General features: G+C 58.2%; 3 protein-coding genes. All 3 read right to left on the bottom strand.

The annotated features are described in order from the left end of the window. Positions 1 to 193: 193 nt before the first annotated feature. The gene (locus ACW9HX_RS27800) at positions 194 to 403 is read right to left on the bottom strand and encodes a hypothetical protein (protein WP_457383042.1); all 210 of its coding nucleotides are present in this window, start codon (positions 401 to 403) and stop codon (positions 194 to 196) included. Positions 404 to 941: 538 nt separating this feature from the next. Continuing rightward, a complete protein-coding gene (locus ACW9HX_RS27795) occupies positions 942 to 1,412 on the bottom strand; it encodes a hypothetical protein (RefSeq protein ID WP_457383041.1) in 471 nt (156 codons plus the stop codon). A gap of 2 nt (positions 1,413 to 1,414) precedes the next feature. Then, a complete protein-coding gene (locus ACW9HX_RS27790; RefSeq protein WP_457383040.1) occupies positions 1,415 to 14,620 on the bottom strand; it encodes a hemagglutinin repeat-containing protein in 13,206 nt (4,401 codons plus the stop codon). Between the last annotated feature and the right edge of the window lie 91 nt (positions 14,621 to 14,711).

The following is a 14,711-nucleotide window of genomic DNA, read 5'->3' as shown; positions in this document are numbered from 1 at the left end:
AAATCGTAAGCAGCCATTCTCACTTCCTCGGCAACATAATACTTGGAGCACGACTGATCGCAGACGTAGTCGAATCATAAAACATGAGATTGACCTATCGACCGAACAGAAAGTGGAAAAGTTTTTCAAATTAAATAAATCCGCCCCCCTTTTCACTCCCGACAGCAAAATAACAGCCATGCTAATTAACTTATTAAACTATCCACTCCACCTCAAAATCAGCTAGCTGAGCCTGAAGCCCTGCCTCATGTTCGAACCAGTAGTCAAACCCTTCTACATCACTTTTCTTCAAGTAAAGATAATACCCGGCAGTGTCGCCATCACGATCGTCCGCAACAACAATTTCCCAGCCAGAATATTCGCCAGTGACAACAATACCCTTCCGAACGATAGACATATCCATATCCTAGTCCGCATAGGGAACATGATTGTTAGAAACATATTTCTCAGTCACAGGGTCTTTAACTCCGAAATGTACATGCGGAACTCCCGGAGCGTGTGTTCTTGATATAGATCCTGAGTCGATACGGAACTCCTTGGTGCCATCAGCGCTGTGAAACACCCCAGAGCCGGGCTTACCGATTTCCCTGTACTCGGGACCGAGATATTTTTGCCCTGCCGATAGAGCCTCATCGGTTGTAAGCGTCATAGAACTCGTGAAATTTTTCTTACCAGATAGAACAGAAAGGGGACAAATTTATTAAATAAAATAAATCTGTCCCCTTTTCACTTCATTAGCCGGTCTCAACAACGCACTTAGGCGGTGATGATCGGACGCCACACTGATTTTGGCTTGCGTCCAGTCCCCTTTCGTTTTCCCGACCACCGCCTGACTCGCCTCTAGGCGAAACAGCATTTAGCGTCAAAAGGCTGCTTCTCCGTCAGGAAGTGGTAGGTCGCCCGCGCCAACTTGTTACCCACATTGCAAACAATGGCGACTTTCACTTTAACTTGTCTACAGCAATCCAAATCAACCCTCCCCCAAAAGCAACTCCAAATCTTACACCCGAGAACTCATACACTATTTCAACGACCTTATCGGAAGAAAAAAACATTACAAGCACCGTTTCGCTCTCTGCAACTTCCAAATAGCCCACTTCATCTTTGTAACGACTATCCGGCCAGCCTGCAATGTCAAAAACAGGAATACCACTTATAGAACTGCCCGCCAAATATTGCCTATGATCTTGCAGAACTTCACGCTCACCACAGGCAACAAGGCAAACTTTGGCAACAGCGCCACTGACCCGATTAATACCTATTTCCAACAGAGACTCTGCAAAATCACCAACACGCCAGTACAAAGGGGCAGCCGGATGCCGCTCCCCCTCAAAAACGACATCAGCAATTACATACTCACCAAACTGAATCTCTGCTAGAGATCCTTCTTTATACCCAGTAACTTTCAACATATTCACCTCGACCTAACCACTGCGTGATAAAGAGCCGGCAGCTGGCCTTCAGATTTAGGAGGTGCAAACATTAACTCCCAACCATCAACGTTTATTACCTTTCTGTACTCTATCCCAGAGCTAGCGGCCATTTCTACCGCTGTCTTCAGACTATTTAATTGAACTTGACTAGCCAATCTAACTGCCTCTGGAGTGTAAAGCTCTGCCTTATAGGCCGCGTATTCGGCGATATGTTTCGTTGCGTTCCCATCAACCCATATCTTGACGCCACTATCAAGGTTCAACTCAAAAAATTGAGGGATCACCGAGCCAGGGTGAACTGGACCTGGGTTCGTTATCGCATCCCAAACGGTTCCCGTCTGACCTGTCGGAACGGGCACATCGGGGCTCTTCGGCAGATCATCTACCTTTGGCGGTGTCACCTCTGGTTTAGGGCTGTCAGGAACTTGAGGGGGCTTTACGTCCGGTTTTGGTGGATCTAAACGCGGCACATCCGTATCCGGCAGCTTCTCCGAAAACTTCGTGATCTGCGTCTTGAGATTATCGATCTTGACCGTTGAGCCCACTTCTTTGATGGTCTTGACCGAAACGTCGATGCCCATACGCGAAAGCTGCAGCGCTGAATTTGCGGAGCTGGTGCCGCCGCCGGCCATCAGCTGGACGATAAGTGCGACGGCCTGCCCCATTTGCCGGCCAATATTCTCCGCGTTCTCGTCGCCTCCCACGGTGGCGGCTTCAAGGATTTGCGAAAGTTGCGATTTGAAAGCATCGGCAACACTTTTACCGAGAATGTTCACCGCCTCATCAGAAGCCAGGAACTCGTTCATGGCGTGGAAGCTTTCCACCGGATCGCGCAGCAGATTCACAGCACTGTCCAGCGCGCCCAGTCCCGCACCTGCCATGCCGTCCGTGAAGCCTTTCATGACTCCGGAAGCTGTCAGCAGATCCTGTCGGGCCGAAATGAGCCCCCACTTGGCGATGATCGCCAGTTTCTTCGCCAGATTGGGCTCTGCATCGATTTCCTTTTTGGCCTGGACGTACTGCTGCGTCGCCAGCCAGTTGTTATCGACGTTAGCCGCAGCAGCGTTGTTCGCGGTAGCCGCGCCGTTCGGCGAACTCATGGCCGCGATGCCGGTCACCAGGCTAGTGATGATATTGCGTTTGGCTTCGCGCTCTACTGCGGTTTCGTTCGGGTCGCTATCGGCGAACAAACCGGCCAACAGGCTTGCGGCAGAACCACCCAAAGCACCTGCCGAACAACTTTGACTGCTGGCGGCAGCGCCTGCACAACCAAGAATCGCGTGTAACGCGGCATGTTCAGGGCTGCCTTCCTTCAGGCCCTCTTTCACCAGTTTGCCGATATACGCCGAGCCTTGCTGCTGGACGTAGTTGACCACCATGTTTTGCGCGAACTGGGCTCCGCTGCCGGCTACGTTGCCACTGATACCCGCGACCAGCGCTGTTGCGATTTGCCGGTAAGTGCCGCCGGCGCCCCAGTTATCACCGATTTCCTTGATCTGCTGATTGAGCTGCACATAATTTTCGTGGTGCGCTATTCGATCCTTGAGCGGCAAGCTTTGGTCATCAGCAGCAGCCTTTTCAAGATTAGCCTGCTCCTTCTTCTGATCGATTTCCCGCGCACGACTATCGATGTACTGGGAAACGTTCTGCACGAACTTGCCGACGATCTCGAAGTCCACACCGATTTCCTGGGCATCGAAAATCGGCTTGAGCTTGTTGCTGCCATCACGCTCACTGGAAACATCGGTATTGATGGCGGCAATTGCCTGCTCCGCCGTCTGACCAGTCATTTCCTGTTGCTTGGCACCATTGGTGATGGTTACGGCCGCACCGCTGATGCCGCTGTGAGTAGTGCTGCTGGAACTGTCGCCGGCGTACAGCGCCACCGGGGTCGAAACACTCACACCACCTTTGTTGGGAACATTGGGGCCGTTAGGGTTGGCCGTAGCACTGGCATTGCCATTGCCATCGCGGCCGATATTGCCACCGAAACCACCACTCAAGTTGATGCTGGTTGCGTCGTAATCAGCTTTGTTCTTGATGTCGGAAGTGGTCAGCGTCCCGGTACTGAGAGTGTTCTTGCCATCCGCTACTGCCCTGTCGGTACTGGCAATGACTGCCCCCACCAGATCGGTATTGCCCTTGACCTCGACCTGGAATCCGCCGTTGCCGGCCTTGATTCCCGATTGTTCACTGACACTGGCGTATTCGCTGTTCATGTGCTGTGCAGCGATACCACCACTGATGGTGCTCATGCCTGCACAAATCGGTGGAACGCAAATATTGACGCCGATGTTCGCGCTCAATTGTTTGGAGGTGTAGGTGCTGGTGTCCTGCTGGCTTTCGATATTCAGATCGCCGCCGACCTTGACCTTGACCTGCTCGGCCGAGACCACACCGCCTTTGATATTGGTGTCGCCGCCGCTCTCAAGTTTGACGCTGCTGCCACCCTTGATATACGTGTTGGTATGGGTGACATCGTCACCGTCGGTCATACCACGTCCCGCATTGGCTGCCAGTTCAAACGAGACGCCGTTTTGCGCCCCGCCAAAACCGATGCCGATTCCGGCACTCCAGCCAGAGTTGCTATTGGTGCTTTCCTGATGCGCGGTATTTTGTGCGGACAGGAGATTGATCTCGCCGTCGGCCTTGAGACTGACGTCCCCCCCACCCTCGATCCGGCTTCCAACGACATTGATATCACTGTCGGCACCGGCACCGGTGGCAACGATCTTGACGTTACCACCAGCCACGACATCGCTGCCTACCACGTTGCGACCGCTTTGACTGCTCTCGCTGTGGCTGCGGCTGTCACTCAAGTTGACACTGATCTTGATGCCGGTTTTCGGGGCGTCCACCAGTGCTTTGCCAGCGTCCACCGCCTGATTGGCGCTCATCGCCGCATTGACGGCGGCCAGAGCGACCATTCGGTCATCACTGGTTTTCTGCGCCGCCTCACCCATCTGCTGAATCCCCCGCAGGGCATCGAGCAACGGGATACTCACTGAGCCGCCAATGGCGGTACGGCTGGTACTGGCGGTTCTGGTGGAGTTCAGGGTGTCAAAGCCAGCCTCGATATCGACATGCTTGGCAGTGATGCTGACATCACCTAGAGGCGTGACTAACTGGCTGGCCGTCTGGTTGTAGTGGTCGCCCGCTGCCAGGCTGATATTGCCGCCAAGCGATGCAATCTGGCTGCCGGACTGGCGCGTAGAGGTGTACTGCTCGGCCTCTTTCTGCTTGATGATCCCTGTCGCACCCTGCCACCAGGAGCCGATTTCACCGACCTTCCTGCTACCGGATTTAGAGCTTGAAGTCTCGGTGTTTTCAGCGCTGGTGATTTCAAGATTGCGACCGGCATCAATCCCGATGTTTTTATCGGCGACCAGCGTACTTCCTTCGACACTTGTGTCACGACCGCTCTTGATCTGAATGCTGCCGCCGCTGATGTCACTGCCGACGCTATGGGTCGAGGTCGATTGTGCTTGTTGCGACTTCTGCGCCGATGTCAGCAGACCCGAGAAATTTGCACTGGTCTTGCTGGAGCTTTTCGACTGTGAGGAGGTTTGAGTTTCCTCGCCGGCGCCGATCAATACGTCATTGGCAGCGGTGAGCTTAACTGCTTCCCCGGCGCGCAACGCGGCAGCCGTCAGCGAGATGTCATGGTCGGCCTTCAGCTCAATGTTCTTGGCGACCAGTTCTGTGCTGTTCAAGCGAGTCTGCGTGACTTCCGATGCGCTGGACTTGCTGGAGGTCCAGCCTTTTTTGGACGAGGCGCTGGCGGTACTCGCGTAGTCCTGCGCAGCATCAAGATTGATGTCGTGGCCAGCAGTTGCGAGCAGCGTCCCGTCGCTTTTCAGCTTGGCGCCGGTAGCGTTGAAATCCTCGCCAGCGGAGATCACCAGTTTGTTTCCTGCACTGACACTCGAACTGACCGATACGTCGCTTTCGCTTTCGGTCATCGTCGACTTCTTCTTGCCGAATGAGCCCTTCTTGGTCTTCGAGTAATAGGAATAATCGAGGTTGTCTGCTGTTTGCAGATTCACATCATCGCCAGCAAACAAATAGGCTTCATTTCCGCCACTGACGCGGCTGGCAATCAAGTCCAGATCCTTTCCGGCATTCAACGTCAGATTCCCGCCCGCCGTTACGCTGGTGGACACCTGACTGACATGATCCTCCTGACTCGTCACCTTCTTCGTCTTGCTGTACGAGTGCTCTTCATCCGCCGCCGAGGCCAGGGTCAGGTCACCGATGGCGCTCATGCTCACATCGCGTTTGGCGTCGATCTGACTGGCGATGGCAGTGATGTCGCGACCCGCGTTGACAGTCAGGCTTTGCCCCGCGTCCACGGTCGAACCGTATTGGGTAACAGTCTTGTCGGTATGCAGACCACGCTGGCCACTGGCGACTTGCTCAGCCGAAACGAGGTTGACGTCGCGCCCGGCATTGATCGTGGTGTCCAAACCGCTTTTCAGCACACCGCCGGTGTTGTTGAAGTCCTGCCCGGCCTTGATGGTGAGGTTGTTCGCCGCTTCAATCCGCGCCGCACTGTCCACGAAATCAGTACGCTCACTGCGATAACCGCTATCGCTTTCGTGAGTCGTGACGGTGCGTTCGTTGATCACGTCGCCACGGGTGGTGGTCAACGAGACCTCTTTACCGGCGATAACACCACCGGATTTGTTGGTCAGGTTGTTGCCTGCCAACAGATCGAGACGATTGCCCGCCTCGATCAGGCCGCTGTTGACCAGGTCGTTGCCGGCGGTGGCCGACAGGTTGTTGGTGGCTTTCAAGGTACCGGCGTTTTTCAGGTCCTCGCCGGCGATCAGGGTCACGTCTTTACCCTGGATCAACGCGCCATTGGCAGCCAGGCGATTGTTGGCGTTGGCCAGGTACAGCACAGGCACCAGCACCTGCTCGCCGTTCACTTCGGCGTTTTCCATCCAGACGATGTCGTGGGTCAGTGCCGCGACCTGTTCGGAGGTCAGGCTCACACCCACCGCGAGGTTCAGCTCGTTCTTGCTGGTGAGGGCGTTGTCCATCAGGTATTTGAACAGGCCGTCGTTGGACGTCTGGCCATCAATGAAACGCTGGCCGGTACGGGCGACCACCGCCTGTTGGATCAAGGTTTGCTCGTAAAATCCGTCACCGAGGCGCTTGGCGCTTTGATCGGGGTCGTAACCGAGGTTGGACAGCAGGTAGTCCGAACTCATGAACTGCTTGAGGTCGGTCAGGACCGGGTTGGTTTCGATCAGGTATTTCTGCGGTTTTGATTGGCCGCTGCTGGCTGGCACGCCCTGCACACGGTTGACCGTGAACGCGGAGGAACGACCGGGCAGCGCCGAGCCGCCGGCGTCTGCTGCCGGGGCGCTGACGTCAATGGCGCTGGCGCCGATTGCCTGATGCAGGGCCTGACGATCCACCGGAGTCAGGTCAACGCTGCTGGCCGAGGCCGAGGCGTTATTGGTCAGCAGAATGTTTCGTGGCTGGGTACCCGGCAATGTCTGATCACGTTGGCTCGGGTTGACGCTGGCGCCACTCATGGTCCAGCTCTGCGGGCCTGTCGCTGTCGGCGCGGTGTTTTCCTGACCGCTCAAACGGAACAGACCGTTCTGCCCGGTTGGCAGTGCGAAGCCAGGCAAGACCAACGGGTTGACCTGCTGTTGAGCGAGGTTCGGTGGCAGTTGCTGATTGACGGTAATGCGCGTGGAGAACGGACTGCCGGCCGCACCGGTGCCAGTGCGCGGACCGCTGCCGACATAGGTGTAGCCCGGGCGCACGGCACTGTTATCGATGTTGTTCTGGGCGATGATGTTGACTGCACCCGCCGCCTGGATCACCGCGGCGTAGGACTGATCGCTGGAGGCGATTTTCCGGCTGCTGCCCAGGCTCGGGAGCTCAGTCTCGGTCATGCCGATGAAGCTGGCCATGGCGCCCTGAAGACCACCCAGGTTATTGCGATCGTAGCCGGCGCTTTCGTACCAGTACTGATTGGTAAAGGCACTGGCCGCGCTGTACCAGCCACCCGCGTTTTTGGTGCGCTCGGACATGTAGATCCGGGTGGTTTCGGTTTCCCCGGTTTCGACGCCGCTGTTGGTCAGGTTGCCCAGCGTGGCACTCAGGTTGCCAGCAGTGGCGATGGTGCTGCTCTGGTTGAGCAGGTCACCGCCATTGAGGGTCAAGTCGCCACCGGCCGTGATGCTGGAGGCGGCGCTGGCGGCCGTCACCTCGAGTTTTTCCCGCTGCACGATCTCCCAGGCGTGGTTCTGCTTGCCGCTGCAGTCACCGGCGTTCACCCCTTCGATACAGGTGACTTCACCGATCCGGGCGGTATAGATGCCGGCGTCGTTGACGGTCAGCACGTCCCGCACGTTCTGAATCGAGCTGGCGGCCAGGGTCATGCTGCCGTCGCTTTGCAGCGTCGACGAGCGATTCATGATGCTGTTGGCCAGCCCGCCTTGACCATCGCGGTCGATCGTCAGATTGCCGAGGCTATAGACGTTGGCGTTGCTGTTGTTGAAGTCGGCAACTCGCAGCGACATGTTCTTGCCGCTGAAAATCAGTCCGCCGGCATTCACCAGGTTTCCGGTGGTAAGCGTCAGGTCGCCGCCGGCGGCGGTGGTGCCGTAGTTCCTTACACCATTGGCGTTGACGATCATGTTCGCGCCGGATGTCAGGCGACCGGCGTTGTCCAGTTGGCCACCGACATTGAGCGTGGTGTCACCGCCGCCGGCGATGCTCGAATCGGCGGTGGTCAGGCTCACTTGCGCGGCGTTCATCACCAGGTTGCCCTGGCTGCTCACTCGCCCGCCGCCCCAATAGGCGCCGCTGATACCGACATTCAGACTGCCATCGGTGGCAATCAAACCTTCGTTGAACCAGTTCACGCCACTGCCGGTGAAGCTGCTGGAAGCCAGCAGTTGGCCGCTCGCGGTCTGGGTGAAGTTGTTGACGTTGACGTTCAGGCGTCCGGCCTGGATTGCGCTGCTGTTGGTCCAGGTATCGGTGCTGATGGTCAGGCCGCCACGGGTGACGATGTTGCCGCCGGCGTTGATGACATTGTTGGTGGCGATATCAAAGGTGCCGGTGCCGACATGCAACAGGCTACCGCCGGCATTGAGGAAGCTGCCGGCACCGAGGGTCAGGTCAGTATTGGCGGTTTCCAGGGTGCCGTTGCGGTTGTCGAACAGGCCGCCGATCTGGAAGCTGGTTTTGCCGTTGCCGCCCAAGGCGCGCAGTTGGCCGGTCTGGTTATCGAGACTGGCAGCCTTGATGGCCAGGGTGCTGTCGCTCTCGATGATGCCCACGCGGTTGTTCAACGCGCCGCTCAGATTGAGATCGATCTGCTGGCCGGCAATCTGACCATCGTTGTCGCCGCTGTTGTCGAAGTTGTTGCCGGTAACGTTGATTTTGCCTTTGGCGTAAAGGCCGCCGTTGCGGTTGTCGAAGTTACCGGTGACGACGATCGCGTCGCCGCTTTGTGCCGAAATGCGCCCACCGTAGTTATCGATGCCCATCAGCGCATTCAGGTTCATGCGTTGGGCCTGGATCACACCGCCCTGACGATTGTTGTTCAGGTCGTAGCCACTTTTCAGCACTCCTGTCAGACGCGCAGCGAACGCACCCTGCAGACTGGCGAGCACGCCGCCACGGCTGTCGAGATTGCCGGCATCGATGGAAAGATCACCGTTCGTGGCGATGATCCGGCCACTCTGGTTATCGATGTCGCCGTGACTGACAAGGGTCAGTGCGCCTTGGGCTTGCACGGTGCCTTTGCCGTTGGCAAGGCTGGCGGCCTCGACTTTCAGGTCGCCATTCTGGCTATAGATCAAACCATCGGCGCTGTTCTGGATTGCACCTGGCGTGGTGATCGTCAACAGGTCATTCGCCGCGACGGTGCCGCGATTGCGGTTGTCGAGACCACCGCTCAACAAGGTCATCAGACCCTGACTGACCAATTGCCCGCCCTGGTTGTTGATCTGTGTGGAGCGTTGCAGCAGTAACGCGCCGCCACTGGCGAGTTTGCCATTGGTGTTGATCAGTGCACCGAGCAGATCGAGGGTCACGGCAGCGTTACCGGCGAGGCTGCCGCCGCTGTTGTCCAGCGAAGTGCCAGTGAAGCTCAGATCCTGTTTGGCGTTTACGGCACCGCCAGCGTTGCCCAGGGTCATGGCTTGCAACGCCAGGGTCGTACCGCTGGCGATCAAACCACCCGAGGCATTGTTGAGCAGGCCGCCGACGGTCAGCGCTTGCGCGCCACCGCTGGAGAGGACGCCACTGTTGCTGTTGTCCAGATTCGCAGCACTGACGCTGAGGTTCTTCTGGGTAACCAGTGCCCCCGCGCCACTGTTGAGCAAGTCCCCGCTCAACGCGACGCTGAGGTTGCCATCACTGCTGGAGAGCGTACCGTTGTTGCGGTTGTCGAGACTGTCGGCATTGACAGTCAGGCCTTGCAGCCCGGAAACCAGACCGTTCTGGTTGACCAGTGCACCGGTGTCCAGGCTCAGCAGATTGTTGCTGATCAGCTTGCCGCCAGTGTTGTCCAGCGTGCGGGTCTTCAGGTCGATGCTTTGACTGCTGGAAATTTTGCCGCCACGGTTAGTCAGGTCACGCAGATGCTGAATGCTCAGCTGGCCTTGCGTGGTAATCAGACCGCCATCGTTATTCAGGTCAGCGGTGGCCGCGCCCAGATCGATAGCGATGGCACTGCCCGACAACGAGCCGTTCTGGTTATTCAGACCTCTGCTGTTGATGGTCAGCCCCGTCGTGGCATTGATCAGCCCCAGGTTCTGATTGGTGAGCAAGCCATCGAGGTTCAGATCCAGATCAGCGCGACTGGTCAGCGTGCCGCCGCTGTTGTTCAGGCTGGCCGCTTTGACATCCAGCGCCGCGGCGGCAATCAGACCTTTGATGTTGGTAAGGGCCTGGTCGATGCGCAGTGTCACGGCCTGATTGCTGAGCAGTTGGCCGTTGCTGTTGTCGAGGCTGCGCGCCGTCAGGCTGAAGGCCTGGGCGCTGGAAATTTCACCGCCGTCGTTGTTGACGTCCTGAAGATTTTTGAGCATCAGCAACGGTGCGCCGATCAGGCCGTTCTGGTTGTTCAGTTGACCGTGATTGAGGTCCAGTTCCAGCGACGTGTTGCTGAACAACTGGCCACCTTGCTGATCCAGACCGGTGACGCTCGCGGTCAGGGCTGCGGAGCTGGCAATGCGCCCACCGTCCTGATTGGTCAGTTGAGTCGCCTTCAGGTCCAGCGTGCTGCCACTGTTCAATTTGCCGCTGTGACTGTTATCGAGAGCACCGGTCTTCACCAACACCGGGCCCTTGGCGCTGATGCTGCCGCCGTTGCTGTTGTCGAGGCTGGCACTGCTGAGGCTCAAGCCGCTATCGGTGACGATCTGGCCTGCGCGGTTGAGCACCACACCGGTGGTGGTCAATGTCAACGGACCTGCAACGGACAGGCTGCCAAGGTTGTTGGTCAGACTCGCCGCGGTGACACCAAGAGCACCTTCAGCACTGATCAGGCCCTGACTGTTGTTCAGGTCGCCCGTCAGGTCGAGCTTGAGATTGCTCTGACTCAAGAGCGCACCCGCGCTGCTGTCGAGGCTGCGTCCGGTCAGCGTCAGGCCTGTCTTGCCCGACAGCAGGCCTTTGGCACGGTTGAGCACTTCATCAACGGTCAGGCTCAATGCGCCTTGTGCAACCAGTTTGCCGCCATCGCTATTGTCCAGACGACTGCCAACCAGCGTCACGTCTGCCTGGCTGGACATCTCGCCGCCACGGTTGTCGACGGAATCGACCTTCAGTTGCAGCGCACCATTCGCGCCGACGAGGCCGCCGTTGCGGTTATCGAGGCTGGTACCTGTAAGCTTCAGGCCAGCGGTTGCCACCAGCTCACCGCGCTGGTTATCGAGTGTTGCGACGTTGGCGATGACGTCAGCTTTACCGGCGATGTGGCCATCGCTGTTGTCCACGCTGTCGGCGCTGAGGTTCAGCTCATCGTCGGCGATCAACGTTCCGCCTTGGTTGGCCAGTTGACCGTCTACCGCCACCCGCAGCTTTTCTCGACTGGTGATCAGGCCACCGCTGTTGTCCAGACGAGCGCTATTGATATCAATGGTCTGCGCAGAGATCAGGCCTTTGACGCTGGCCAGCAGTTGTTCGATGCGCAGGGTCAGTCCCTGATTGCTGATCAACTTGCCGTTATTGCTGTTATCAAGGTTCCTGGCGGACAGGTCGAACGCCTGGGCGCTTGAAATTTCACCACCCTGGTTATCGACGTCCTTAAGATTTTTCAGCACCAGCAGGGGTGCGTTGATCAAACCGTTGCGGTTGTTCAACTGCCCGTGGTTGAGGTCAAGGCTCAGCGATGTTTTGCTGAACAGTTTGCCGCCCTGCTGATCGAATCCGGTGACCGTCGCCGTCAATGCTTTTTCGCTGGCGATCCGGCTCCCCGCGCCGTTGCTCACCTCGGTTGCGACGAGGTCCAGCGTATCGCCGCCGATCAGGCTGCCGCCCGAAGTATTGTCGAAGACTCCGGTGGTCACAGCGGTTGCTTTTTTTCCGCTGATCAAGCCGTCGTGGCTGTTATCGAGACTTTGCGAACTGAGGATCAGGCCGCTGTCAGTGGTGATTGAGCCCGTCTGGTTGCTCAGACTGCCCGTGTTCGTCAGCGCCAGAGCGCCGGCGCTCGACAGCCGACCCCGGGTGTTGTCGAGACTGGCCGAGTGAACAGTCAGCATTCCCTCACTGCTGATCAGGCCTTCGATATTGCTCAGCGCGTTGTCGAGACGAATGTCCAGGCCTTGCTGGCCAACGAAGCTGCCACCGCTGTTGTCCAGAGTCTGTCCGACCAGCGTCGAGGCGCCCTCACTGAACAGTTGCCCCTGGGTCTGGTTGATGATGCGGGCAACGGTCAGACCCAGGGCGGTCCCGGCCAGAATCTTGCCGCCGTCGCTGTTATTGAGACTTTGGCCTTCAAGGCTGACATCGGCAGTGCTGGAGATCTCTCCGCCACGGTTATCGATGTCACCCACCGTCAGTTTCAGCGCTTTTGTTGCGCCTACCAGACCGGCACTACGGTTATCCAGATTCTGGCCTGTCAGCGTCAGCGTGCCTTGTGCCACCAATTCACCGTGCTGGTTGGTGAGCTGCCCCACGTTGGCCGTCAGATCGGACTGGCTGGCAATACGCCCGCCGCTGTTGTCGACAGTGCTGGTTTCAAGGTTCATCGGACCGGTCGCACTGAGCAGTCCTGCGCGGTTATCCAGTTGCACACCTTTGACGCTCACCGCCGCCTTACTGTCGAGCAGCCCTTGACGGTTGTCGATTGCTCCGACGGTCAGTTGCAGGTCCTTGGTCGCACGGACTTTGCCGTTACGGTTATCCAGTGAGTCACTGCGCAGGGTCAAACTGTCCTTGCCGACCAGACTGCCATTTCGGTTGTCGAGGCTGGCGCTTTGCAGATCCACCACACCTTTGGCGCTCAGATCGCCGTTCTGGTTGTCGAACAGGCCGGTAATGCGTGCAGTCAGATCACCGTCGCTGACGAGGCTGCCTTCATAACTGTTGTCCAGACTCGCGGCGGTGATGCTGACGTTCTTGCCGGAGCCCAACACCCCATTGCGGTTGTTCAGTGCGCCGATCAAGCCGATGTTCAGCGCCACATCACCAGTGACCTGGCCGTCGCTGTTGTCCAGGGTATTGGCGGTGATGCCGGTGGTGCCGGCGCTGGAAACCTCGCCGTCGTGGTTGTTCAGATCGCCGATAGTGGCGGTCAGGTTGCCACTGCTGGTGATCACGCCCTGGGTGTTGAGAACCCGGGTAGCGTTCAGTTGCACGTTACTGCTGCCGAGCACACGCCCCTTGTTCTGATTATCAAGGGTGGCGGCCGTGACCCGCGTGTTCTGCGAAGTCAGCGTGCCGCCCAGGTTGCTCACGGTCTGTGTTGCGTTGACCGTCAGGTTGCGACTGGCAATCACGCTTTTGCCGGTGTTGTCGATGTTGTGTGCACGGAGGGCGACGTTACCTGCCGCGTTGCGGCTGTTGTCCGCATTGACCCCGGCTTCGATGATGCCGCTGTTGGTCAACTGGCCGCCGGCGGTCAGGCTGATGTTGTCCCGCGCGGCGAGGGTCTGACGGTTGGTCAGGTTGCCCTGGGTCTGCACATTGACGTTCACGCCGGCATAGACCGGTCCTTGAGCGTCGAGGCTGGCCGCCGTGATGTTCAGATTGTTCGCGGCAGAGGTCTGCGCCAGGGTCAGTTGGCCGTTGGCATCGATCTGGATATCACCACCGCTGGCCGCCACGTTGCCGGCCAGCCGCACCCCGACACCGGCCTCGGTACCGACCAGCTTGATCGCCCCGGCGTACATCCCGCCGAGTGCCGAAGAGTCGATCGCCAGTTGCGGTTTGGCGCTGCCGTCATCGGCACGGGCCGTGGCATTGAGGGTTTGCGCGTTGACGTCGTTGCGACCGGCAACGATGGTCAGATTCTGCGCCTGGATCTCGGCGTTGATTTTGGCGCTGCGGGTGATGATCTCGAAACGGTCGACGTTGTTGGCGTTCAGCCCCGCGCCTTCGATCGCGACGCTGCCCTGGTCGACCTGAAAACGATCCAGTCGGCCCGCGCCATCGAGCACCGGTTTACCGGTGGTAAAGGTCACACGCGGCGAGTTGATGAAACCGCAACCGTTGCAGGTGATGCCGTACGGGTTGGCGACGATGACTCGCGCCGACTGCCCCGCCACCTCGGTGTAGCCACGTAACTGGCTCGGGTTGCCGCTGATGACTTCGTTGAGGATCGCTTGCGCCGCAGCCCGGTTGCTCAGGTTGGGGTTGCCGACGATGATCCCGCCCAGTTGCGTCTGCCCGGTCTGCGCCGCCACGTTGTTGAGGATGACGCCCTGTGCCCCGACGTTGTAATCGTAGAACTGGTTGTGCGACAGCCCCGCGCCGTTGGGCGTGGCGATATTGATGACCGGCACGCCATTGCCCGCCTGGCCCAGGCTCGTGCCCGGATTGGCCACCACAATGCCGTCCGCCTGCGCCCACATCGGTTGCCAGAACATGACGTTGGCCAGCAGGAACGCCAGACCGCGTTTGGGCATGCCCAGGAACGACTCGCGGTTTTTTACGACGGAACAAGGCTGGGTTGCCAAAAAGGCGAACTGACGAACGTCCATGTCGAGGGTCTCGGAAGAATGTAATTAGATGAAAAGGTCCAGGCGGAAGTAGATCGGCGCTTCGCGCTCGGTCAGCGCGGCCGGTCGTTCC

The organism is Pseudomonas sp. SDO52101_S400 (genome assembly GCF_054071635.1).
This window is presented reverse-complemented; position numbering and strand designations above follow the sequence as displayed.